This window comes from Corynebacterium sp. UMB2355A, assembly GCF_033877495.1.
Taxonomy (GTDB): Bacteria; Actinomycetota; Actinomycetes; order Mycobacteriales; family Mycobacteriaceae; genus Corynebacterium; species Corynebacterium pseudogenitalium.
The window spans coordinates 2,153,369-2,174,978 of record NZ_CP138855.1; the positions used below are offsets into that span (position 1 = coordinate 2,153,369).

The following is a 21,610-nucleotide window of genomic DNA, read 5'->3' on the forward strand; positions in this document are numbered from 1 at the left end:
GAGCTACTGCTGCTGCTCGGCCTGGCGCTGCTCTGAATGAGTGGTGCGGGCCGAGCTCAACCATTCCGGCTGGTTTTTCAACAGCTCGTTGATCTCCTCAGTGGTGAGCGGCTTGTCCATGTCGTTTGCTTTGAGTGCGGTGATTGAGATCCCGAGTTTGCGCGCCACCTCGGGGCGGGGGTGTGGCCCATTGCGGCGCAGTTCCTGCAGCCACTCTGGGGGATTGTTCTGTAATTCGCGCAGTTGCGCGTGCGTCACGGCATTGTCTTGGAACTCCTGCGGCGTCGCTGGCAGGTAGATCCCGAGTTTCTTCGCGGCGGTCGCGGCCTTCATCGCGGTTCCGGATGGCTTCTGTGTAGTCATACACCAAACGGTAGCATTGTGCCATGCTATCGCTTGCTTTCGTCACCGGCACAGAGCCAGGGAAGTGGTTTAAACGCTTCGCACAGTCCACACCGCACTCGCTCGATACGCAAGGTGTCGACGACCCCTTCGCTGATCTCCTGGACGAGACGACTTCTACATCGCTGGCGCTGATGCGCCTGCCCGATGACCGTATTACCGATGAATTTCACGTGGTCCGTCTCTATACCGAGGCTCCCGGCGTTGCCGTGCCCAAGGACTCTTTGTTTGCAGGGCTTGGGGAGCGCGTCGATTACGCGGACCTCGAAGGCGAAATCATCAACTGGGTCTACCAGCCGGAGGCGTCACTTGAAGAGCTTCGTGGTGCATTGCAGGTCGTTGCGGCAAACGTTGGCGTGGCATTGGCCCCGTTGCCGTTGTTGAAGGTGCTCTCGAAGAAACAGATCGCGTGTTTGGAAGTTTGGCACGCTCCGCTGGTTGAAACTGAGATTGCATTGGTGTGGCGGAAAGCCGACGACGGTGACGAGATCCAGGACTTTGTGGGCGTCGCAAAAGGGCGCACCGCTCGCTCGTCGAGGGGGAGTGAGCCGACTGCTGGGACGAGGCGGCGCAAACAGGTGTCAGACTCCCGTGCTGCGCAGGGCAAACGCTTATATACGAAACGTGGGAAAAAGCGCAAGGGTGCGGCCGGGAAAACACCCCGAACGGGGGTGAAACGGAGGCGGCGAAAGTGAAATTTGCATAATGGAAACCAGACAAATTCAACAACGAAAGGAAATTTTGATGAATTACAAGAAGGTTTTTACTTCCGCCGTTGCTGCTACCGCTCTGGCCGCAGGCTTGGTTGCTTGCTCTGACGGAGAGGGCGCCGATAGCACTGCTACCACCGCTGCGGATGGTGCTTCCGGCACCGCAACGGTGACCAACATCGAGACAGCTACAGAGGCAGCCGAGACGGAGACTGCTGCTGAGACCGCCACCGACGCTAATGGTGCAGAGGGCTCTACGGAGTCTGTCTCCTTGACTACCGCAGACGGTGAAGAGGTCAAGGTTCCAACCGGTCTGGTCCAGGCAATCGGCCAGTACGCTGACTCGGAGTGGGGCGAGCCGATGAAGGTTACGGAGCACGATGGCAGCTGGATCGTTGACTTTGACAATGACCACCACGTCGCCTGGAATGAAAACACCGGTGGCGCTCCGATCTGGGGCCAAATTGCTAACGTGTGGCTGACGAATGAAGGCGTTATGGACAAGGTTGGCTTCCCAACCGCAGCCGAGACCCCACTTCCAAATGAATCTGGCTGGTTCCAGGAGTTCGAGCACGGCACCATCGAGTGGACTCGTGAAAACAACGACACCGGCGCGTTCGCTGCAAACATCATCGAGAAGTAATTTGTAGCTCTACAACGGCTTTTGTCCCCGTTGGTTGCACGATGTGTGACCAATGGGGACAATGTTTTTTATGACCAAAAAAGGGTTTACCATTCGACCAATCCGGCCAGAAGACTACCCGCAGGTGCGTAGCATCTACGAGATGGGTCTGAGTACCGGAAACGCAACTTACGAGACGCGCGGCTTGACATGGGAGCAGTTTTCCAGGGCGAAGATCATGGAAACGGTGTTTGTTGCCGTTGATGAACACGATGACTCGCGTGTGCTCGGATGGGTAGCTGCGGCGAAGGCGTCGTCGAGAAGCGTGTTCCATGGAGTAGTTGAAGACTCCATCTACGTGCATCCGGATGCGCGCGGCATGGGGGTATCCGGTGCGCTGCTAGACAAGCTCATCGCGACGTGCATCGAACTTGATAAGTGGTCGATTCACTCGTGGATCTTCCCGGAAAACGAAGGATCGGCAGGGCTGCACAAGTCGCGCGGGTTTGAGAAAGTTGGCACCTTCCATCACATGGCGAAAATGTCCTACGGTGAGCGGGAAGGCCAGTGGCGTGACTCGGACATCTACGAGCTGCTGTTGCCGAAGCCGGGAGAAAAGAAACCAGGCAAAAGCCAGGTCTAGTCACGCCTCATCGTTCCTAGTCCAGCGTCTCTTTCAGCGGGTCTTCCCGGACCGGGAAGAGCAGCACCAACGCAACGGCGGCCAATGGGACCATCAGTAAGAACACTGGGGTCAGGCCGTCGTTGTAACTATTAAGGACGGCGTCGCGCAGTACGTCAGGCAGTTGTGCAACCGCGTGCGGGGTGAGGGAGTTGTGCCCACCGGCGCTCGAGAATTGCTCGGCGTAAGGGGCTGCCTCGCTAGGGGCCATCGAGGCCAATGCTTTTGGCAGGCGTTCCGCGAGCTCCTCCGTCATATTGTGAATGAACAGCGAACCAATAAGCGACGCACCGATCGCGGAGCCGATCTGTCGGAAGAAGTTGTTCGTCGCTGTTGCAGTACCGACCATTGCTAGTGGGAACGAGTTCTGGACAATAAGTACCAGTACCTGCATGACTAAGCCGAGTCCGAACCCAAAAATGAACATGTAGATACCCAGCGTGGTCAGCGGTGTGGACACTTCGAGCTGCGAGAAGAGGAAGAGTCCGACCGAAACGATGGCCATACCGATGATCGGGTAGACCTTGTAGCGGCCCGTTTTCGCGATAATGAACCCCACGGTAGTGCCAGTGCCCAATATGCCGATGACCATTGGCAGCATCATCAGCCCCGCGTTCGTTGGCGTGAGTTCGTGCACCATCTGCAGGTAGGTAGGCAGGTAAGCAAGCGCACCGGTCATAGCCAGTCCCAGCACGGTTCCGGAGGCCGTCGTCAAGACCATGTTGCGATTGCGGAACAAGTGCATGGGGATGAGCGGGTTCGGTACGCGCAGCTCAACGAAGACGAACAGCGCTGCAGCGACAACCGCAAGCGAGGAAATACCCAAAATGATAGGCGAGGACCACTCATACTGAGTGCCACCCCACGTTGTGGTCAAAATAAGAGAAGTCGTGGCAACCGCCATGAGCACGGTGCCCAGCCAGTCGATGCTCTGTGCTGACCGCGACCCCTTGCGTAGGTGGAGCACGATTGTGCAGACCGTCATCGCGAGAAGCCCCAGCGGGATGTTCATCCAAAGGCCCCAACGCCAGCCGGGGCCATCCGTAAACCAGCCGCCCAACACGGGGCCAAGCACGGAAGAAACGCCGAATACTGCCCCCATCACACCCATGTACTTGCCACGGCTACGAGCTGGAACCACCTCCGCGATGATTGCCTGGGAGTTGACCATCATGCCGCCAGCGCCAAAGCCTTGGACGGCGCGCCCGATAATGAGCAGCTGCATTGACTGTGCAAGCCCACCCAAGGTGGAACCAATGACGAACAGGCCAATCGAGCCAATATAAGGCCACTTGCGTCCGACCCTGTCACCGAGCTTGCCATTAATTGGCATCGCGATTGTCATCGTGACCAGGAACGACGAAATCACCCAGCTCATGTGATCTACGCCACCAAGCTCACCGACAATCGTCGGCAGGGCAGTGGAGAAAATCATCTGGCCCAATGAGCTCATCAGCATCGTGATGAGTAGCGCTCCAAAGATCAGGCCAACGTGTGGCTTAGTGTTGTTTACCACTGCAACTCCTTTGCATACTTCGTGACGACGGCAGCTACGCTACGAGCCTGCTCCTTCGGCGAACCCTCCTCTTGGAAATGAAGGCTTCGCGCATAAAGCACAAGCGTTGTCCGAAAAAGTTCCACAACGATTCGGGCTTCTGCCTCTATGGTGACATCTAGACGGCGGTCTTCGGGGTGGCTCGCAAAATGCTCACGCACAGCCTGCTCGAGGTGTCGTAGCGTATCGCGTTTGCGGGCCAGCATCGCGTTTGCCAACGATGGGTTGTCCTGCATGAGCCGCTGGATTCGGCAGGCATCCTCGGCTCGATCTTCGGCACCTGATTCTTCCATTGCATCGATTACCAGGGACAACATGTTCGTGGACGACTCATCAGCAATGCGTGCAAAGCTCTCGCTGGTGAACTCGAGAGGGAAGGGACCAAGCACAGCGTCATCTTTTGAGTCCATGTAGTTGAAGAACGTCCGCCGTGAAATGCCTGCACCTTGGCAGATCTCCTCGACTGTGACATTGTCATAGCCGTCGCGTGCCACAAGCGATGCAGCTGTATCGAAGATTCGCTGCCGTGTTTCGCGGCGCTTTCGCTGCCGGAGACCTTCTGACTGATCGGGAAAATTCACGGAGTGCAATCTTACACTCCGTGCAAAAATATCAAAGAAACCTATTCAACCAGGAGCGATAGTGAGCCTTCCACGTTTGGAGAGCTATCACCGCGGCGCTCGAAAAACTGTGCCTCAACGATTCCCGGCTCCGGGCTGGAGAAGCTCCAGAAACCATCATCAGTAGTTGGAGGGCACTGTTTCGTCAGAGCGGAAGCACTGCCATCATGCGCGATAAGCGCCACGCAACCGCTCAGAGGATAGCTGACCATCCCTTGTCCTTCATGGAGGGAGAACACCGCCGGCCACGCCGCTACGGCAGCATCAGGGCTGTGCGATTGGAGGGTGCCTTGGAATGTTCCAGAGGGGGCGTCGTCACGCACTTGCGGAGCTTCAGGAAACGCAGTCACCGTCACAACTGTAGGCACCCCGTTAGGCTCCGGCTTTGGCTGAGCGGACCAGTACGCTGCGGCGAGCGCTATCCCGATAAGCGAGACCACCAGAGCTAAGACACCGCCAATAACCCATGGCTTATTTGAGCCCCCAGCTGTACGAAGCTGCGAAAAAGAATCAGACATAAAAATCATCCCTGGTCGTGCTCATGAACATGGGCAGTAGCAGGGATGATTGTAGCGAAGACTAGTTGCGTTCGGTATGAGCCATCGACAGGACGTTCAAACGCTTGTCGAGCTCCTCCTCAGTCAACGTTTCGCCGTCCACGAAGCCGAGGTCAATCACAGCCTGGCGGATCGTGATGCCCTCCTTCACCGCATGCTTTGCCACTTTCGCAGCGTTCTCGTAGCCGATTGCACTGTTCAGAGGGGTGACGATTGATGGTGAAGACTCCGCGAGCTGCTTCATGCGGGCCTCGTTCGCCTCGATACCGTCAACCAAGCGGGTAGCGAACTGTCGAGAGACGTTCGCCAGCAGGCGAGCGGACTCCAGCACGTTGCGCGCCATCATCGGGATGAACACGTTGAGCTCGAACTGGCCTTGCGAGCCGCCGAATGCCACTGCGGCATCGTTGCCGATCACCTGGGCTGAGACCTGGGTTGCCGCCTCGCACAGGACAGGGTTCACCTTGCCAGGCATGATCGACGAGCCTGGCTGCAGATCTGGGAGGTGAATCTCCGCGAACCCTGCGAGTGGGCCCGAACCCATCAGCCGGATGTCATTTGCAATCTTGTACAACGAGACTGCAACAGTGCGCATCGCACCGGAGAATTCCACCAGAGCGTCGCGTGCGGCCTGGGCCTCGAAGTGGTTCTTTGCCTCCGACAGCTGTGTCAGTCCGGTGAGCTTCACCAGCTCTGCGGTCACCTTTGCGCCAAAGTCTGCTGGGGTGTTGATGCCGGTGCCAACCGCGGTGCCGCCAATGGCGAGCTCGCCGAGGCGGCCAACAGTTGCCTCAACGCGCTCGATGCCGAGCTCGATCTGACGCGCGTAGCCGGAGAACTCCTGACCAAGCGTGAGCGGGGTCGCGTCCATCAGGTGAGTGCGGCCCGACTTCACTACCTCGTGCCATTGCTCAGCCTTCGCAGCCAGTGACTTCTGCAGCACCTGCAGGGCCGGGACCAGCACTTCGACGGCAGCTTCGGTGGCAGCAATGTGCGTTGCAGTTGGGAAGGTGTCGTTCGAGGACTGTCCCATGTTGACGTGGTCGTTCGGGTGGACTTCCACGCCGTTTGCGTGCGCGATCGAAGCAATGACCTCATTAGTGTTCATGTTCGAGGAAGTGCCAGAACCCGTCTGGAAAACGTCAATTGGGAACTGGTCGTTGTGCTTGCCGTCTGCGATTTCCTTCGCCGCAGCGATGATCGCGTCAGCCTTTTCCGCATCGAGCTTGCCCGAATCCTTGTTGACCTGCGCACACGCGGCCTTGAGGAGCCCAAGGGCGCGGATCTGCTGGTTCTCGAGGCCCCGGCCAGAGATCGGGAAGTTCTCTACAGCACGTTGAGTTTGAGCACGCCACAGTGCATCAACAGGTACTTTGACCTCACCCATGGTGTCGTGCTCGATACGGTACTGCTTATCGGCCATTCAATCTTTCCTTTACTTGATACTTACAGAAAATCGACGCTTTGAATTACTTGATCGGGCCGGAGTAATCGATCACCGAGTACTCCTGAAGCTTCGGCAGCTGGTGGAGGGACTCCACGTAGCGGACGGTGCCAGACTTCGAGCGCATTACCAACGAACGGGTGGTAGCGCCATTCTTACGGTAGGAGACGCCGCGCAGCATGTCGCCGTTGGTGACACCGGTAGCCGCGAAGTAGCAGTTATCGGAGGCCACCAAGTCGTCGAGGCCAAGCACACGGTCGAGATCGTGGCCCGCTGCCAGCACGCGTTCGCGCTCTTCATCGGACTGCGGTGCGAGCTGGCCCTGGATCTCACCACCAAGGCACTTCAATGCACACGCCGTGATAACCCCCTCCGGTGTGCCACCGATGCCCATCGCCATGTCAATGGAGTTGGTGTTCTGGGCAGCAGCGATGGCACCAGCAACGTCTCCGTCCATAATGAAACGTACCTTGGCACCAGCCTTGCGAATCTCCGCAACCAGCTTGTTGTGACGTGGGCGGTCGAGTACCACCACAGTCACGTTACCAACGCCGACTCCCTTGGCTTCTGCCACTGCCTTAATGTTGAACTCGACGGACTTCGTAATATCGATGACCCCGACAGCCTCAGGGCCGACTGCAATCTTGTTCATGTAGAACGCGTCCTGCGGGTTGAACATGGAACCACGGTCGGCAGCCGCGATAACCGAAATAGCATTCGGGCGACCTTCCGCCATCAGGCGCGTGCCGTCGACTGGGTCAACCGCCAGATCAACCTGTGCGCCAAAACCGTTGCCGACACTTTCGCCGTTAAACAACATCGGCGCCTCGTCCTTTTCGCCCTCGCCAATGACGATGACGCCGTCCATCGTGACGGAGTTGATCATCTTGCGCATGGCGTCGACTGCGGCGCCGTCACCTTCATTTTTCATCCCGCGACCTACCCAGCGGCCAGAGGCAAGCGCAGCAGCCTCGGTAACGCGCACGAGCTCCATTGCAAGGTTACGGTCAGGGAAGTTTTCAGAAGTTTGTTCAGACATGAAACAGTGCCCTCCTGCGGCAAACTAGTTTTAGTTGTGACAACATCGACATCATGCCGCGTTGCAAAGCCATACCACTGCGGTCTGGCACACCTCTATCATGGCACTTTTGCCAGACATGAACCGTCGTTTCTACACCTAAAATAGGGCAATGCTGCGAATAGTGGTGTCTGAACTGGGGACTTCCTGCGTAAAAAGCCAACGCGCGGGGGTAAAAGACAAATTCGGGGGTATCAGGAATCCATGTCATACTGGAGCGCGTGGCTCAAGAAAACAAACCTCGCATTTTCCAAGACGGCAGAGACATGCTCATCAACGTCATCTTGATCGTGGTCGTCATGATCATTGCCGTTGGTGCGACCGGGCTGTGCACGTTCAATCCCGGTAAGCCCGAAAATGGGCCTGTGCAAGAAGTCGATGCGAAGACGTTCCTTGGCCTTGAGGCTCGCGGAGTCGATTTTCCGGTGCGCTACCCTCAAATGCCAACAGGTTGGGTGACGAACTCCGCGCGGCGAAGCATGATCGCTCAGCAGCCAGCTCCAGTCGTAGGGTGGGTCACGCCCGATGGTGGCTTCATCCAGCTGACGCAAACGGGTGCGGACAGCAAAACGGTCCAGTCCGAGGTCGACGGAAAGCAGCGCACGCTTGACCGCCAGGACACGATCGATGGCCACAGCATTGAGATATTCAAGGGTACCGAGGCGAAAACTCGCCCACTGTGGGTTATCGATGCTGGCGACGCACGATTCGCCGTCACAGGTGCCGGAACAGACGCCGAGTTTGAGGAACTGATACGTACTGCGCTCGCGACCGAGCCGCTGTCAGCGCAGTAGACGCCGTGGCAGCAGGCTATTCCGACTGTGGTGTTTGCTCAGTCGCGTCGCGCTGCTGAATAGCGGCCTCGACACGTTTTGATGCTCCCTCGAGTAGCTGCTCGCAGCGCTTCGCGAGCCCCTCGCCGTACTCCCAATACTTCAGTGATTCGTCAAGGCTCATTTGCCCGAGCTCGAGGACCCTCACTGTTTCTACGAGTTGCTGCCTAGCTTGCTCGAACGAAAGCGTTGCGGGGTCGGGGAATGCGGCGTCGGTGGGTTGGCCATTGCCATACGTGTTTTCGGACATGGATTGTCTCCTTGATGCTAGATGCTAGTGAAATTGCTGTGTGGATTTAATCGGCGGGGGTGGTCCCCATTGCTGCTGCGGTGATGGAACCGTCCGCGACGCGGATGCGCAGCTGCGATCCGGGGGGTGATTGTTCGATGCTGGTGACAACCTCAGGATCGGAATGGTCGCGGGGGAGGACTTGTACTACGGAATATCCGCGCGCGAGAGTTGCTGCTGGCCCTAACGCCGAAACTTGTGAGCGGAGCGCAGCGACCTGCTGCGTTTCTCGCGCCAACAGGTGGCTGATCTCTCGTCGCATCGAAGCAACCTGCTGTGAGACCTCTTCGCTTCGACGCTCAATTGCCAGTAACGGGTTCTGCATCACCGGACGCGAGCGCCAGTACTGGATCTCTTCCGATTTGGTGGAAACCCAGGTGCGCAGCGCCTGCGCGCTGCGTGCGCGCGCCTCAGACAGAAACGCAAGCTCCTGGGTGGCATCGATGACGACGCGTTTAGCGGCGTCGGTTGGAGTGGCCGCGCGTAAGTCAGCGACGTTGTCGAGCACCGGGTTGTCTGGTTCGTGCCCAATGGCGGATACCACCGGCGTTCCCGCCGCAGCCACAGCGCGCTGCAGCGCCTCCTCAGAAAACGGAAGGAGGTCCTCGACCGAGCCTCCGCCACGGGCAATGATGATGACCTCAACATTGGGGTCCGCGTCAAGCGTCTGCAGGGCTTGAATGACCTCAGGCACCGCGTTCGGTCCCTGTACCGCGGTGTTGATCACGCGGAATTGGACCGCGGGCCAACGGCTCTGCGCCACGGAAAGCACGTCGCGCTCGGCGGCTGAGCCGCGACCAGTAATGAGGCCAATCGTGTTCGGGAGCAGGGGAATCGGCCGTTTGCGGGCGCGGTCAAAGAGACCCTCACTTGCAAGCTGTTTCCGAAGCTGCTCAATCTTCGCGAGCAATTCACCGATACCGACGTGGCGAATCTGCGTCGTCCACATCGAAAAGGAGCCGCGGCCCTCGTAGAAGGCCGGCTTGCCGTAGATGACGACGCGGTCACCGTCCTTTGGTGGCGTCGGCAAGCTCCTTAAGTAGTCCGAGGAAACCGTAAGCTGCACGCTCGTTTCCTGCTGCGTGTCGCGGAGGGTGAGATAGGAGAATTTCCAGCTCGGCTTGTAATTCACCTGCGTGAGCTGGCCTTCAACCCACAAGTGGCCCAGACGGTTAATCCACCCCTTGACCGACTTATTCAACTTTGCCACTGGCCATGGCTGTTCAGGGCTACTTGGTGAGGCTGAACGCTCACCTTGTGCTTGTGTCAACACCGCTCCTTTCCCAGCGTGTCGATGGAATACGCTGTCATTGTTTCATAGATAGATCACCACAAGAATGTGTACCTACTGTTTTAGACGTTGATTCGGTAGGGTCGGTTCCATGACAAATCAGGGTAAAAAAGTTCTTCTGGCAGCACCTCGCGGTTACTGCGCAGGTGTGGATCGTGCAGTTGTCACTGTAGAAAAGGCGCTGGAAAAATACGGAGCCCCAATTTATGTGCGAAAAGAGATCGTCCACAACAAGTACGTAGTGGAAACACTAGAGAAGCGCGGCGTCATATTCGTTGACGAAACCGACGAGGTCCCCGAAGGCTCGCACCTTGTCTTTTCCGCGCACGGAGTTTCCCCCGCGGTCCGCGAAGCAGCGGACGGGCGCAACTTGCTGGCGCTCGACGCCTCGTGCCCGCTCGTGACCAAGGTGCACAACGAGGTGAAGCGGTTTGCCAAGCACGGATACCAGATCTTGCTTGTCGGCCACGAGGGCCACGAGGAAGTCGAAGGTACCGCAGGTGAGGCCCCGGAGGTCACCCACCTCGTTGACGGGGTCGAGGGTGTCGACGCCCTTCCCGACTTCCCAGAGGGGACGAAGCTAGTGTGGCTATCCCAGACCACCCTGTCTGTTGATGAAACGATGCTGATCGTTGAAAAGCTGCGCGAGCGCTACCCAGATCTAGAAAACCCGCCTAGCGACGACATCTGCTACGCAACGCAAAACCGTCAGGTAGCAGTGAAGAAGATCGCACCGCAGACGGAACTCGTTATTGTGGTCGGCTCGCAAAATTCTTCCAATTCGAAGCGCCTGGTGGAAGTAGCGCTCGACGCTGGTGCCAACAACGCATACCTCATCGACTACGCCCACCAAGTACAAGACGAATGGTTCGAGGGCGTCAACACCGTTGGCGTAACATCGGGAGCTTCGGTGCCGGAAATTCTGGTTCAGGAGCTGCTCGCGGAGCTTGCGACGCGCGGTTACACCGATGTAGAGGAAGTCACCACTACGGTAGAGACGATCACGTTCGCGCTGCCGCGGGATCTGCGTCAGCCGCGCCGTAGCAGCTAGTGCTCGTCTAGCCTTCGCCTAGCGATCTTCGTTTTTGTACAGGTCCTCGCCAAGGCGAGAGGCAACTCGCCGGGCCCGCTCCCCACGGGGGCGGGCCTGACTGCGTTCTGCCTTCGTTCGCTTCAACAGCTCATCGACCGTGATGCCACCCTGGCTGCGCTCACGGGCCCGACGGCCCTCGCTATTGGTCCTGCGGTTCGACTGGCTCATGCGGCGGCGCTGCGCTCGCTCCCGGCGCAGGACTTCATCGTTATGGCGTTGGATCAGCCAGTAGCGCACGATGGCGATCACCAGGGCACCAGCAGTCACCGTGAAGAGAATAGGGAAGTGCTCGATTACTGGGTAAAGCACCATAAGGATAGCGGTTTTCCCGCCTGCACCAGCGGCCCCGAGCTGATTGCGTGCTGAAATCAGTCCAAATCCAAGCAGCGCAATGACGAACAAAAGCGGGGTAGCCGCGACGGTAAGGAACAAACCCCGCGGGTCTACCAGCGTCGTCACGGCGATGACCGCGACGCTGAACAGTACGAGCAGAGGCCATCCGATGTATCCCGCCGACGTTGCGATGACGACGCCGGTCAGCAGCGCAGCAAAGATAATGCCGATGCTGGAAACGGTAGGCAAACCGTGGAAGGTGGCGGTACCAGAGCGCGGGGATCGGAGAGAGTTTTGAGACACGCTGGGCATTCTACCCGGCCTACCCCCGAGTCTTGCCAGTTTGACCCGCTCCAGGGGCTAACAATTCGACGAATCTGAGTCGCGGAGTCTCGGTCGCGCATCGATAGGGTGAAGCTCCGGCGCGCTCGACGAGTGCCCAGCTGCACCTAGTTCCTCGAGCTTACGAGCGGTGACCATCACCCGACTGTCGAGCGACGCCAGTGTTGCGTTGTACGACTCGACCGCCTTCTCAAGACTGCTCCCGACGCGGTTGTAGTGCTCTGTCAGCGTGCCGAGACGCCGGTACAGCTCTTCGCCAAGACGCTGGATGGTCTGCGCCTCCCGATTCATGGAATCTTGCCTCCACCCAAGTTCAACCGTGCGCAGCAGTGCGAACAGCGTCGTGGGGGTCGCGATGACGACGTTGCGGGCAAAAGCGTAGTCGAGCAGCTCCGGGTCGATAGCGAGACCGGCGTCCAAGAATGGGTCAGCTGGGACAAACATCACGACGAATTCCGGGCTGGGCTGAAATGCCTTTATGTATGACTTTGAGGACAGCGTATCGACGTGGCTTCGCAGCAGGTGCGCGTGTCTACGCAGGTAGCCTTGCTTTTCTTCCGGGTCTTCCGTGTTGAGCGCATCGAGGTATGAAGAAAACGGAACCTTGGCGTCGACGATTATGTTTCGATCCTGGGTGAGCCGGATAACCATGTCCGGGCGTAGCGAGGCGCCGTCGAAACGCATGTACGCCTGAGCGTCAAAGTCGACGTGCTCTACCATCCCACCCAGCTCTACCACGCGCTGCAGCTGCACCTCGCCCCATCTGCCTCGGACCTGCGGTGAGCGCAGTGCAGTGATGAGCTGATCAGTCCGGTCCCCGAGCCTGGATGAGGTGCGCGCAATTGCTTGTACTTGGCCTGCCAAGGCAGACTGCGCTACTGCTTGCTCTTTATCGATGTCTTCGAGACGAACCTGTAGGTCACGAAGTGCCTGTGCCAGCGGGCGTAGATCAGTAGGCGGGTGCTGTTGGGGGTTGGTACGCTGCATCCAAAACGTGCCGCCAAAAAAGCCCAGGATGGCCCCAACGAGGAGGCCCGTAAAGATCAATAGCAGTGCGGTCGATGCGTCCATGTGCATTAGTAGAGCACATGAGCGGGACAAAACTAGGCGTTAGGACGCAGTCGATCGAACACCTGTTTTAACTTGTCGGGCTTGTACCGTGGACGGAAGCGGCGATCGGGTTGATCAAGATCCTCCTCCGCGGACTCTCCCTGTGCAGCCTCCGAGGGGACAGTGGCTGCCCATTCATCTTCCTCGCGCAGCGCATCGCGCTTGTGCTGGCTTTCGATGCTTTCCAGCTCAGCAATCGCACGACCTTCCTCGGTGATGAAAGAAAGATCTTCCGGGCGTACTTCCCCTGAGTGGATGCGCACAATATCGAGCGCGTAGCGGTAGCAAACCGCGATCATCGCAGCTACGGGGACTGCCAAGAAGGCACCAATCAGGTTGAAGAGTCCACCACCTACGGTCACGGAGACCAGCACGATCACTGGATGCAAGTTCATTGCACGGGACTGCAGCATCGGGGAGAGCACATTGCCTTCCAGCTGTTGGACAACAATGACGATGGCAAACACAATCAACGCTTGGGTTACGCCAAGCGACACCAACGCGACCAAAATGGCAAGCGCGCCTGCCACAACCGCACCCACAATCGGGATGAACCCCGCGATGAACGTCAGCACAGCGAGCGTGAACGCCATCGGGACGCCCACGAAGTAAATGCCGAGTCCGATGAAGATGGCGTCGACAAGCGAGACAACAGCTTGGGCGCGAATAAAACCACCAAGCGTGTCCCACGCTCGAGTGAAGAGCTCAGTGAAATGAAGGCCTGCGCGACCCCCGGTAGCACTGCGAAGCCAAGGCAAAAACTTGTGGCCATCCTTCAAAAAGAAGAACGTCAAGACAAGCACCACAAACAGTGTGACAATCAGGCCTGCGGCAGTGCCAATACCCGTGAATACACCGCCAGCGATTGCCCCGGCCTGCTTCTGGAGCCACTGCGCAATCTCGTTCACGCCCTCATCAAGATCATCGGGGTTGACATTGAGCGGTGGACCCTGCAGCCAGAGCTGCAATCGCTGCACACCTTCGAGCGCTTGCAGATAGAGCAACCTCGAGTGCGCCGCAATGTCCGGGGCAATCAACGAGACGAGAAAGCCGAGAAATCCAAAGAAGCCAAGCAACGTCAAGAGCGCCGCAAATCCAGCTGGTATGCCATGCTGGCGCAGCCAGCCCGCAACGGGCGCGAGCACAGTGCAGATGATGAGCGCAAGAACAACCGGAAGAATGCCTGCCCAAAACATCCCGATCACTTTGCCAAGCGCGGCCAAAAACACTGCGACAATGAGGACTCGCAGCGTCAACGTCGCGGCGGACTTGATCCACGCGCGGTAGACAATGCCGCGATCAATCGGATTGGCGTCGTAGTCGAGAGGTTTCTGAGTGCTCACGCGACCTATTGTGCCCCATCCGAGGGAGAAAGAAACGTAACCCGACCGCGAGCTGCAAACTTTTCGACGGCAACGCGATGGGTGGGCTAGGATTGGCCAGCGTGAGTCTTACACTTGGAATCGTCGGTTTGCCCAATGTCGGAAAGTCAACCCTTTTTAATGCGTTGACGCGGAATGATGTGCTCGCTGCGAACTACCCGTTCGCAACCATCGAGCCGAACGTGGGGTTGGTTGAACTGCCAGACCCGCGCCTGAAGCGCTTAGCTGAGATCTTTGAATCCGAACGCATCCTGCCCGCGACGGTGTCGTTCGTTGACATCGCTGGCATCGTCAAGGGGGCGTCCGAGGGCGAAGGTATGGGCAACGCCTTCCTTGCCAACATTCGTGAAGCAGACGCCATTTGCCAAGTCGTTCGCGCCTTCGCTGACGACAATGTCATTCACGTCGACGGGAAAGTCGATCCCGCATCTGACATCGCAGTCATTAACACCGAGCTGATCCTGGCTGACCTGCAGACGATCGAGAAAGCGTTGCCGCGCCTGGAGAAGGAAGGCCGCAAGAGCAAGGACGTGGCAGCAGAGGCCGAGGAGGCCAAGAAGGCGCAGGCAGTGCTTGAGGACGACCGCACCCTCTTCGCCGCGGCAAAGTCAGGGGACATCGACCTCGATTTGCTCCACCACCTGCACCTCATGACGGCGAAACCATTCCTCTACGTATTCAACTCCGACGAAGCCGTGCTCACCGACGAAGGCCGGAAACAAGAGCTGCGAGAACTTGTCGCACCGGCAGAGGCAGTCTTCCTGGACGCGCAAACAGAGACCGAGCTGCTCGAACTAGATGAAGAGGACGCGTCGGAACTCCTCGCCTCCGTTGGACAGGACGAACCTGGACTGGAAACGCTCGCGAAGGCAGGCTTCGCAACCCTCGGCTTGCAGACCTACCTTACTGCTGGGCCGAAGGAGGCCCGAGCCTGGACGATCCACCAGGGCGATACCGCACCGAAGGCTGCGGGCGTCATCCACACCGACTTTGAGAAAGGCTTCATCAAGGCCGAAATCGTCAGCTTCGAAGACCTCGACAAGTTTGGGTCCATGGCCGAAGCACGCGCCAACGGCAAGGTGCGTCAAGAAGGTAAGGACTATGTCATGGAAGACGGAGACGTGGTGGAGTTCAAGTTCAACGTGTAGTCACGCCTCGGGACTGCCAAAACCCGGGGTCTTCGGGATTTCGCGTAACGGCCCAAGTGAGTCCCGGTGCCTCGTGGCGAGCTCGACATCCGAGGTGGAGGCGGCGGAAGAGGGCGAGCAGCTCGTCGACAAACTCAACCTCGACTGTGGCAGCGTCCCAAAGAACGCCGTCCCAGCCTTCGTCGTGGACTGCGGTCGCCACGCGGCGACGCGAGTCACCGACGGGATTTGGGGCTATCGCCACCGGTTCGCGTGCTGGTTGTCGCGTTTTCGTTGTAGCCGCTGCCGAACAACCTCCGCAGACTCCACATCCGCGCCCCCCACTCTAACCGGCGGGCACAGGAATTCCCTGCTATTTCCCAAGCTCTTTGCGGCGCTCGGCCGCGAGTTTCAGCCGCTCGGCGCGATCGGAACGTTCCTTCTCCAGCAGTTCCTCGAGGATCTTGTCTTCCTCGTCGGAGATGTCGAAGACGGCGTACCAAGCGAATACGAGTATGCCCACCACGGGATACACCACCCAGGCGTAGTCCAGGTCGAACCCAAGCTGCAGCACGAAAAATACCGCTAAGCCGCCTATGAGGGTGGTGTAGATTGCGGTGTCCATCTTCCGCTTCGCTGCGAGTTTCTCATCCAGCTCGACCTCGGACGGGATCCGCTTTTCCAATGCGACCGGTTCGGCCGGGAGGTCGTCGAAAAGCATTGAAAGCTCCCCGCGAGTGCGCGCAACCGCGGCTTGACCTGTGCGTTCTTCGAACTCTGCCACATCAAGGTAGCCGTCTGCGAGCAGTGTGCCCAGCCGGTCCAGCGCGTCCGAGCGCTCGGCGTCGCCCACGCGGATTTCGTCCATTATCGCTCCCAACTTGCACTTGCCCTTGCGGCAAGCTGTTCAATCGCAGCCATGGCAGATGGTATCGAATACACAATCAGCGAGGCCGCAGAAGCCCTCGGCGTTTCCACCAAGGCGCTGCGTCACTGGGAGGCGCTCGGCCTCATCGCACCCGCGCGCACGTGGGCCGGCCACCGTGTTTACAGCGAGGCGGACCTCGAGCGCGGCGCGGCCATCGCCCTCTACCGCGGAGTCGGCGTGCCGCTTGCGCAGATCGCGCAGCTTCTCGACGCCTCCGGAGCCGCCCTCACCCGCGCCCTCAAGCACCACCAAGAAGCACTCGCGTCTCGACGGCGCACGCTCGACGCCCAACTCAAATCTGTCCAGCACCTCATTGACAACGCAACGAAAGGATCGATCGACATGGACGCAATGAAGAAGTACCTCGGCGAAGATATGCCCGCCTACCAGGAGGAGGCTGAGCAGCGCTGGGGTGATACCCCGGAGTGGGCGCAGTCCCAGAAAAAGCTCGCCCAAATGGGCGAAGGTGACTTCAAACGCCTGCAGGAAGAACAGGACGCGCTCGCCGCGGATCTGATCGCCGCACGCGATTCCGGCGTGGACCCCGGCTCCGAGGAAGCCGAAGCACTGGTGGAGCGCCACCGCGCAAGCATCGCCCAGTGGTACGAGGCGACCCCGGCTCGCCAGCTCATCCTCGCGCGCATGTACGTTGACGACGCGCGCTTCCACGAAGCCTACGGCGGCGCGCAGGACTACCTGCTCGAGCTGGTCACCGCCCACGCGGCGACCGAAGGCGTGGACGTGGACAACCCGCAGTGGGGTTAGAAACGGAGCAGTAATCCTTCCAACTCTTGCTGGAGTAAACGCTGTGCCGTCACTGGAACCCTTCTTGTGTGAATCTCTCCAGTACCATCGCGATCTTCCTGCCCGCTGCGCTTTTGGTACTTGGCGCGATACCGTTCTGGGAGCGCATCCGTCAGATGCCACGCGCAGGTGCCGCCCAGGCTGGAGCGAATGCCGCGGTGGTCGGCATTCTCGGCGCAGCGCTGTACACCCCGGTGTTCACCGCCGGGGTTTCCGGCGTGATCACTCTGTCCATCGCCGTGGTCTGCTACGCCGCGCTCACCTCGTGGAAGGTCCCGCCGTGGGCGGTCGTCGTCGGCGCGGCCCTGGTCGGCTAGATTGTGCTGTGAACTTCGCTCTCGCCCGGTGCTCGGCGCTGAAGCGCGCCAAGGGAGGGAACCGGGACTAGAACGTCACGTTGGCCAGCACCGCGCCGGTGGGTTGCGCCGCGCCGGCGGCGACTTCCTCGGTTACGAGGACTGAAGCAGTTCCACCGGGCAGCGGCATCCACACGTCGTCGTGGGGTTCCTGGCTGATGACTCCAGCCGATTCCACGGCGCCGTCATCCATGACTGCCCACACTTGTGCCCCCATGCCGTCGTCGAGAGCTGGCTGGCCGTTGACCATGGCGCCGCCCTTGCCCATGTCAGAGCTGATCACGATGTCGAGGCTCGCGCCCATCGCGTCGGCCTGACCTTGACGCGCGTCGTCGGCCTCCATGATTGCGTGCATTTCTTCGACGCCTTGGGCTGTCACGGATTCGCGTGACTCGTCGACAGTGATTTGGGTGACCGCGAACCCGCCACCGGCGATTAGCACAACGGCGGCTGCTGCGGCGGTTGTGAGACGTCGCCCGGAGCGGTTCTTCCGCGCGGTGTCGAAGTCAGCGACCTGGTCGGTGGCGTCGATACGCTCCATGATTGAGCGTTTGAGCTCCGGTGGCGGGGTGACCGGTGTGGCCGCGGAATTGAAGAGGTCCTCAATATCTTTATCCATCACAGGCCTCCTTTCAACGACACGGCCTTGCGAAGCTTTTGCAACCCGTCGCGTACCCGGGTTTTGGCTGTTCCGAGAGCGACGCCAGTGGCATCGGCGATTTCTTGATGGGTGAGTTCCCCAAAATACGCGAGCATGAGCGCACTTCGATGGGGCTCTCCGATTGAATCAATGAGTTCTTGAAGTTCCTCAGACTCTAGTCGCTGTTGAGCTTCGTCCTCAGCGGCAGCGACCCATCTGGTCAGTTGACTGTTGAAATCGTCGGTGTCGCGGGCTTGGGAGCTGCGCCAGCTCCGCAGCCGATCGATGGCTCGCGATTTGGCGAGCCGCAGTACCCATGACTTGGCGCTGCCACGGTGTGGGTCGAAGGTGTGGGCGCTCTGCCATACCTCCACGAAGACTTCTTGGGTGACCTCTTCCGCTTGGGCCCGGTCACGCAAGATGTGGGTGGTGAGACCGAGAACCTGTGGGGCCAGAACGTCGTAAAGCTCGGCGAAGGCGACTTTATCGCCCGCGCGCACGCTTTCTAAGAGACGGTCAGGATCCACAGATTCCAAATCTAACACCAGGGTCATGTGCTACTTGGATTCTTCCATCATCTTGTCTTCGCTCATCATGGCATCGGAGGACGGTGCCATGGAATCGCTCATCATGGCATCGGAGGACGGGGCCATGGAATCGCTCATCATCGCCCCGGAAGACGGGGCCATGGAATCGCTCATCATGGCTTCGGAGGACGGGGCCATGGAATCGCTCATCATCGCCTCGGAAGACGGGGCCATGGAGCCGTCCATCTTGTCCTCCATCTTCTCCTCGGAGTCGTTGCATGCGACGAGGCCGGTGGCGGCGATGACGATTGCGCTGACGCTGGCGATTGCGCGGTTGATAGACATAGTGTCTCCTTCACTTTTTCGGTTCGCAGGCGCAGTGTTTCTGGCCCGTTATTGAGTACTACGGAGCCGCGGGCTGATGCGGATTGGACCAATCCGGTGCGGGTGCTCACTCCGTAGTGCTGGGTGTGGGAAAGGCAACCGGAAAGTAGAGGAAACTCATGATCAGCGTGATTCTTGTCGGATTCATCGGAGGTGTGATCACGGCTTTGTCGCCGTGCATTTTGCCGGTGTTGCCGGTGGTGCTGGGTGTCAGCGTCGGGCGTAAACCGTCGCACGTGGTGGCAGGTTTGGTCGTGAGCTTCGCCGCGATCGCGCTGCTGGGTACGTTGCTGCTTAGTGCGCTGCATTTGCCGCAGTCGGTGTTGCGCTGGGCGGGAGTGGTGTTGCTGGCATGGGTGGGGTTGGGAATGATTTTTCCGCCGGTGGGGGAGGTGTTGCAGAAGCCCTTTGACGCGCTTCCGCGCCCCACGGCATTGCAGGAGAAAACGCGCGGCAAGGGAGGTTTTCTCATCGGTCTGGCCCTTGGCGCGGTGTACGTTCCGTGCGCGGGCCCGGTGCTTGCAGCGGTGACGGTGGCGGGCTCGACTGGGCAGATCGGTTGGAACACGGTGGTGCTCACTGTCGCGTTCGCGATTGGGTCCGCGCTGCCGCTGTTCGTGTTCGCCCTGGCGGGCAACAAGATCGGTGACAAGGTAGACGCGGTGCGGCACCACCGTAAGGCCATCGGCGTGCTCATCTTGGTCTTCACTGTGGCGTTGGCTCTCGACGCGCCGGCGACGATCCAGCGTGCGCTGCCGAATTGGACGTCGTCGCTGTCGAACCGTTTTGAGAATTCGGACTTGGCCAATGACGCTCTCAACAAGGTCGGCCCAACTGGGAGCGGTTCACTGCAGTCGTGCCGCCGCGCCGACCCCGCGCAGCTGCAGGATTGTGGCCCGGCACCGGAATTCGCGGGGCTGACGAACTGGATCAACGCCGACCAGCCGCTGAGCCCGCAGGACGGTGGTGTCATGCTCGTTGATTTCTGGGCGTACGCCTGCATCAATTGTCAGCGTGCGGGGGAGCACATCACCAAGCTTTACGACACTTATCGCGATTCCGGTCTCACCGTCGTCGGCGTCCATTCCCCTGAGTACGCTTTCGAGCACGAGCTGGGCAATGTCCGCAACGCCGTAGAAAAGGAGGGTATCCACTACCCGGTGGCGCAGGACAATGACTTCGCTACGTGGAGGAATTTCAACAACCGCTACTGGCCAGCCCGCTACCTGGTGGACAAGCACGGCAACGTCCGGCAGATCGTGGAAGGGGAGGGAAGCTACGCCGAGACAGAAAAGCTCGTGCGTGAATTGCTTATCGACGCCAACCCCGACGTCGACCTTCCCGAACCGGTCGAAGGCGGCGAAGCAGGAGGCGGTACAAAGGGCCGCAACCCGGAAACTTATCTCGGCACTGCGCGCGCCGAGTACACGAAGCAGCCCGGTTACACCGACGGCGAGCACGACTTCGGTGAACCGGCCGCCCCGGAGCGCGGCATGTTCACTCTGAACGGGACGTGGATTCTCGAGGAGGAATCGGTGCAGACCACCAGTGGAGGACACCTGGACATCAACGTCTTCGCCAAGTGGGTCCAGCTCGTGGTTTCGGGTGAAGGCGAGATTGAGGTCGAGTTTCCGGACGGTGCGAAAAAGTCGTTCCCGGTCGCAGATGGAACCCTCGACCTTGTGAAAGGCGACACGCCCACCGAGGGAGTGCTGCGCATCCGGCCCACGGCAGGCGTGAAACTGTATTCGTTGACCTTCGGCTAGGCAGAGACAACCTTGTCCAGCGCCTCGGAGAACTGCGCGACGGTGCCGTCGACGTAGCCCTCGGAGATGGAGGTCCACTTGGTGCCGGCTGCAACGCAGTCGAGGACCATCAGGCCGCCAACCTCGTGAACGGCGCTGGCCAGCTGGGAAATAAAGTCGGCGGGCAACTCGAGGCCCACAGCGGTTTCCACGTGCGCCGCGAAGACGATGGAGGGGTGCTCAGCACGCACCTTCGGTTTCGAGCCATTACCAGAGCGCTTATCCGGAGAAGCCTTCTGCTCCCACTCCAGCGGGATAGTGATCGTCCCCTGAGTACGGGGACTCCCCGGATTTACAGGCTGATTCACCGAGAAGATTGTTAACAACGCCTGCGGATTCTTACGCCCATCCTTGGTCTTCGTCCACTCGCCACTCAATGGTGTGCTGGTTTTGCGCGATCTCGGTTTCAGCAATGTCCATCAAACGCACGAGACGGGACTTGACCCACATGCGAGGTTAGGCTAACCTAACGTAAGAATGACTGTCATCGTCTGAGAGGACAACACGCTGCCGCCACCGTTGTGGCGGTCGCGGGGAAGCCGGTCGCGCCGGGGTGCCGGGATCTCGTCGGCCACCCCCGGCTCCTCGAACCGGTCCTCGCCTTCGCCCGCGATGCGGGCATCCATATCGAGGTGCCACATGACAACCCGACCACGGGGCCGCTGCCGACAGCGGCCCACTGCGATACCAAAGAAA

The 21,610-nt window shown here is 59.4% G+C and carries 27 protein-coding genes; 9 read left to right on the forward strand and 18 right to left on the reverse strand.

Translation table 11 applies throughout. From position 1 onward, the window contains the following. Positions 1-3 precede the first annotated feature (3 nt). Positions 4-363 carry a DUF5997 family protein gene (locus R0V12_RS10250; RefSeq protein WP_070362760.1) on the reverse strand — a complete coding sequence of 120 codons (360 nt, stop codon included), beginning with the start codon at positions 361-363 and terminating at the stop codon, positions 4-6. 23 nt (positions 364-386) lie between these two features. Between R0V12_RS10250 and R0V12_RS10255 the strand changes: the two genes are divergently transcribed. From R0V12_RS10255 to R0V12_RS10265, 3 genes are all read left to right on the forward strand, one after another. Continuing rightward, positions 387-1,097 (forward strand): LysR family transcriptional regulator substrate-binding protein, encoded by a 711-nt coding sequence (locus R0V12_RS10255; protein WP_320072589.1) that lies wholly within the window; start codon positions 387-389, stop codon positions 1,095-1,097. A gap of 49 nt (positions 1,098-1,146) precedes the next feature. Further along, positions 1,147-1,755 (forward strand): LGFP repeat-containing protein, encoded by a 609-nt coding sequence (locus R0V12_RS10260; RefSeq protein ID WP_070362758.1) that lies wholly within the window; start codon positions 1,147-1,149, stop codon positions 1,753-1,755. A 70-nt stretch (positions 1,756-1,825) separates the two neighbouring features. Next, entirely contained in the window at positions 1,826-2,377 is a 552-nt protein-coding gene (locus R0V12_RS10265; RefSeq protein WP_070479325.1) for a GNAT family N-acetyltransferase, read from the forward strand. A gap of 16 nt (positions 2,378-2,393) precedes the next feature. Here R0V12_RS10265 and R0V12_RS10270 read toward each other — a convergent pair whose 3' ends face one another. The 5 genes from R0V12_RS10270 to glpX all read right to left on the reverse strand — a co-directional run bounded on the left by R0V12_RS10270 (position 2,394) and on the right by glpX (position 7,631). Beyond that, on the reverse strand, positions 2,394-3,875 hold the full coding sequence (locus R0V12_RS10270; protein ID WP_240492822.1) for an MDR family MFS transporter: 1,482 nt from the start codon (positions 3,873-3,875) through the stop codon (positions 2,394-2,396). 50 nt (positions 3,876-3,925) lie between these two features. Further along, positions 3,926-4,552 carry a TetR/AcrR family transcriptional regulator gene (locus R0V12_RS10275; RefSeq protein ID WP_168161642.1) on the reverse strand — a complete coding sequence of 209 codons (627 nt, stop codon included), beginning with the start codon at positions 4,550-4,552 and terminating at the stop codon, positions 3,926-3,928. Positions 4,553-4,593: 41 nt separating this feature from the next. After that, entirely contained in the window at positions 4,594-5,109 is a 516-nt protein-coding gene (locus R0V12_RS10280; RefSeq protein WP_141742272.1) for a hypothetical protein, read from the reverse strand. A 61-nt stretch (positions 5,110-5,170) separates the two neighbouring features. Then, positions 5,171-6,571, reverse strand: a complete 1,401-nt coding sequence (locus R0V12_RS10285; protein ID WP_070479330.1) for a class II fumarate hydratase — start codon at positions 6,569-6,571, stop codon at positions 5,171-5,173. A 46-nt stretch (positions 6,572-6,617) separates the two neighbouring features. Then, positions 6,618-7,631 (reverse strand): class II fructose-bisphosphatase, encoded by a 1,014-nt coding sequence (glpX, locus tag R0V12_RS10290; RefSeq protein ID WP_070362753.1) that lies wholly within the window; start codon positions 7,629-7,631, stop codon positions 6,618-6,620. Between the two features lie 260 nt (positions 7,632-7,891). On the opposite strand from glpX, the gene R0V12_RS10295 reads away from it, so the two are divergent. Continuing rightward, complete coding sequence (locus R0V12_RS10295) at positions 7,892-8,464, forward strand: DUF4245 domain-containing protein (protein WP_070362752.1); 573 nt, start codon at positions 7,892-7,894, stop codon at positions 8,462-8,464. Positions 8,465-8,480: 16 nt separating this feature from the next. On the opposite strand, the gene R0V12_RS10300 is transcribed toward R0V12_RS10295, so the two are convergent. Further along, complete coding sequence (locus tag R0V12_RS10300) at positions 8,481-8,753, reverse strand: exodeoxyribonuclease VII small subunit (RefSeq protein ID WP_070362751.1); 273 nt, start codon at positions 8,751-8,753, stop codon at positions 8,481-8,483. A gap of 46 nt (positions 8,754-8,799) precedes the next feature. Next, a complete protein-coding gene (gene xseA / locus R0V12_RS10305) occupies positions 8,800-10,062 on the reverse strand; it encodes an exodeoxyribonuclease VII large subunit (protein WP_070362750.1) in 1,263 nt (420 codons plus the stop codon). A 112-nt stretch (positions 10,063-10,174) separates the two neighbouring features. Here xseA and R0V12_RS10310 point away from each other — a divergent pair, with 112 nt between their 5' ends. Further along, a complete protein-coding gene (locus tag R0V12_RS10310; protein WP_070362749.1) occupies positions 10,175-11,134 on the forward strand; it encodes a 4-hydroxy-3-methylbut-2-enyl diphosphate reductase in 960 nt (319 codons plus the stop codon). An 18-nt stretch (positions 11,135-11,152) separates the two neighbouring features. Here the strand turns inward: R0V12_RS10310 and R0V12_RS10315 are convergent, their stop codons facing one another. Genes R0V12_RS10315 through R0V12_RS10325 form a run of 3 tightly spaced genes read right to left on the reverse strand, consistent with a single transcriptional unit; the run spans position 11,153 to position 14,304 of the window. Continuing rightward, positions 11,153-11,812 carry a DUF6542 domain-containing protein gene (locus tag R0V12_RS10315; RefSeq protein WP_176754833.1) on the reverse strand — a complete coding sequence of 220 codons (660 nt, stop codon included), beginning with the start codon at positions 11,810-11,812 and terminating at the stop codon, positions 11,153-11,155. Between the two features lie 57 nt (positions 11,813-11,869). After that, positions 11,870-12,922: a DNA recombination protein RmuC gene (locus R0V12_RS10320; protein WP_070976198.1), complete on the reverse strand. Its 1,053-nt coding sequence runs from the start codon at positions 12,920-12,922 to the stop codon at positions 11,870-11,872. A gap of 32 nt (positions 12,923-12,954) precedes the next feature. Further along, positions 12,955-14,304, reverse strand: coding sequence for an AI-2E family transporter (locus tag R0V12_RS10325; RefSeq protein ID WP_070362747.1), 1,350 nt, complete (start codon positions 14,302-14,304; stop codon positions 12,955-12,957). 101 nt (positions 14,305-14,405) lie between these two features. Between R0V12_RS10325 and ychF the strand changes: the two genes are divergently transcribed. After that, positions 14,406-15,491 (forward strand): redox-regulated ATPase YchF, encoded by a 1,086-nt coding sequence (ychF, locus tag R0V12_RS10330; protein ID WP_256059874.1) that lies wholly within the window; start codon positions 14,406-14,408, stop codon positions 15,489-15,491. Here ychF and R0V12_RS10335 read toward each other — a convergent pair. Together R0V12_RS10335 and R0V12_RS10340 are read right to left on the reverse strand one after the other, a co-directional pair. Then, positions 15,481-15,735, reverse strand: coding sequence for a hypothetical protein (locus tag R0V12_RS10335; protein ID WP_145945254.1), 255 nt, complete (start codon positions 15,733-15,735; stop codon positions 15,481-15,483). The genes ychF and R0V12_RS10335 overlap by 11 nt on opposite strands. A 108-nt stretch (positions 15,736-15,843) precedes the next feature. Next, the gene (locus R0V12_RS10340; RefSeq protein ID WP_070362745.1) at positions 15,844-16,338 is read right to left on the reverse strand and encodes a DUF1707 SHOCT-like domain-containing protein; all 495 of its coding nucleotides are present in this window, start codon (positions 16,336-16,338) and stop codon (positions 15,844-15,846) included. Positions 16,339-16,389: 51 nt separating this feature from the next. Here R0V12_RS10340 and R0V12_RS10345 point away from each other — a divergent pair, with 51 nt between their 5' ends. Then, positions 16,390-17,163: a MerR family transcriptional regulator gene (locus tag R0V12_RS10345; protein ID WP_070362744.1), complete on the forward strand. Its 774-nt coding sequence runs from the start codon at positions 16,390-16,392 to the stop codon at positions 17,161-17,163. Between the two features lie 68 nt (positions 17,164-17,231). After that, positions 17,232-17,519 carry a chromate transporter gene (locus tag R0V12_RS10350; protein WP_070362743.1) on the forward strand — a complete coding sequence of 96 codons (288 nt, stop codon included), beginning with the start codon at positions 17,232-17,234 and terminating at the stop codon, positions 17,517-17,519. A 67-nt stretch (positions 17,520-17,586) separates the two neighbouring features. Here R0V12_RS10350 and R0V12_RS10355 read toward each other — a convergent pair whose 3' ends face one another. The 3 genes from R0V12_RS10355 to R0V12_RS10365 are packed head-to-tail and all read right to left on the reverse strand — an operon-like array spanning position 17,587 to position 19,070. Further along, complete coding sequence (locus tag R0V12_RS10355) at positions 17,587-18,177, reverse strand: anti-sigma factor (RefSeq protein ID WP_070362742.1); 591 nt, start codon at positions 18,175-18,177, stop codon at positions 17,587-17,589. Then, the gene (locus tag R0V12_RS10360; protein WP_070362741.1) at positions 18,177-18,752 is read right to left on the reverse strand and encodes a sigma-70 family RNA polymerase sigma factor; all 576 of its coding nucleotides are present in this window, start codon (positions 18,750-18,752) and stop codon (positions 18,177-18,179) included. The genes R0V12_RS10355 and R0V12_RS10360 overlap by 1 nt, the downstream gene beginning before the upstream one ends. 3 nt (positions 18,753-18,755) lie before the next feature. Continuing rightward, positions 18,756-19,070, reverse strand: coding sequence for a hypothetical protein (locus R0V12_RS10365; protein ID WP_143110582.1), 315 nt, complete (start codon positions 19,068-19,070; stop codon positions 18,756-18,758). 158 nt (positions 19,071-19,228) lie between these two features. Between R0V12_RS10365 and R0V12_RS10370 the strand changes: the two genes are divergently transcribed. Further along, positions 19,229-20,875, forward strand: a complete 1,647-nt coding sequence (locus tag R0V12_RS10370) for a cytochrome c biogenesis protein CcdA (RefSeq protein ID WP_071573313.1) — start codon at positions 19,229-19,231, stop codon at positions 20,873-20,875. Here the strand turns inward: R0V12_RS10370 and R0V12_RS10375 are convergent. Next, positions 20,872-21,222: a hypothetical protein gene (locus R0V12_RS10375; RefSeq protein WP_143110583.1), complete on the reverse strand. Its 351-nt coding sequence runs from the start codon at positions 21,220-21,222 to the stop codon at positions 20,872-20,874. The two genes, R0V12_RS10370 and R0V12_RS10375, sit on opposite strands and share 4 nt — an antisense overlap. 153 nt (positions 21,223-21,375) lie before the next feature. Continuing rightward, positions 21,376-21,594: a hypothetical protein gene (locus R0V12_RS10380; protein WP_256007838.1), complete on the reverse strand. Its 219-nt coding sequence runs from the start codon at positions 21,592-21,594 to the stop codon at positions 21,376-21,378. Positions 21,595-21,610: the final 16 nt, after the last annotated feature.

What these genes read in the sequence shown, in the direction of transcription:
- R0V12_RS10360 (WP_070362741.1), bottom strand. Translation starts at nt 18,752, where the DNA reads ATGACCCTGGTGTTAGATTTGGAATCTGTGGATCCTGACCGTCTCTTA.
- R0V12_RS10345 (WP_070362744.1), top strand. Translation starts at nt 16,390, where the DNA reads ATGGCAGATGGTATCGAATACACAATCAGCGAGGCCGCAGAAGCCCTC.
- R0V12_RS10270 (WP_240492822.1), bottom strand. Translation starts at nt 3,875, where the DNA reads ATGCTGATGAGCTCATTGGGCCAGATGATTTTCTCCACTGCCCTGCCG.
- R0V12_RS10265 (WP_070479325.1), top strand. Translation starts at nt 1,826, where the DNA reads ATGACCAAAAAAGGGTTTACCATTCGACCAATCCGGCCAGAAGACTAC.
- R0V12_RS10365 (WP_143110582.1), bottom strand. Translation starts at nt 19,070, where the DNA reads ATGTCTATCAACCGCGCAATCGCCAGCGTCAGCGCAATCGTCATCGCC.
- R0V12_RS10320 (WP_070976198.1), bottom strand. Translation starts at nt 12,922, where the DNA reads ATGGACGCATCGACCGCACTGCTATTGATCTTTACGGGCCTCCTCGTT.
- R0V12_RS10370 (WP_071573313.1), top strand. Translation starts at nt 19,229, where the DNA reads ATGATCAGCGTGATTCTTGTCGGATTCATCGGAGGTGTGATCACGGCT.
- R0V12_RS10340 (WP_070362745.1), bottom strand. Translation starts at nt 16,338, where the DNA reads ATGGACGAAATCCGCGTGGGCGACGCCGAGCGCTCGGACGCGCTGGAC.
- R0V12_RS10310 (WP_070362749.1), top strand. Translation starts at nt 10,175, where the DNA reads ATGACAAATCAGGGTAAAAAAGTTCTTCTGGCAGCACCTCGCGGTTAC.
- glpX (WP_070362753.1), bottom strand. Translation starts at nt 7,631, where the DNA reads ATGTCTGAACAAACTTCTGAAAACTTCCCTGACCGTAACCTTGCAATG.
- R0V12_RS10300 (WP_070362751.1), bottom strand. Translation starts at nt 8,753, where the DNA reads ATGTCCGAAAACACGTATGGCAATGGCCAACCCACCGACGCCGCATTC.
- R0V12_RS10355 (WP_070362742.1), bottom strand. Translation starts at nt 18,177, where the DNA reads ATGGATAAAGATATTGAGGACCTCTTCAATTCCGCGGCCACACCGGTC.
- R0V12_RS10285 (WP_070479330.1), bottom strand. Translation starts at nt 6,571, where the DNA reads ATGGCCGATAAGCAGTACCGTATCGAGCACGACACCATGGGTGAGGTC.
- R0V12_RS10255 (WP_320072589.1), top strand. Translation starts at nt 387, where the DNA reads ATGCTATCGCTTGCTTTCGTCACCGGCACAGAGCCAGGGAAGTGGTTT.
- R0V12_RS10280 (WP_141742272.1), bottom strand. Translation starts at nt 5,109, where the DNA reads ATGTCTGATTCTTTTTCGCAGCTTCGTACAGCTGGGGGCTCAAATAAG.
- R0V12_RS10260 (WP_070362758.1), top strand. Translation starts at nt 1,147, where the DNA reads ATGAATTACAAGAAGGTTTTTACTTCCGCCGTTGCTGCTACCGCTCTG.
- R0V12_RS10250 (WP_070362760.1), bottom strand. Translation starts at nt 363, where the DNA reads ATGACTACACAGAAGCCATCCGGAACCGCGATGAAGGCCGCGACCGCC.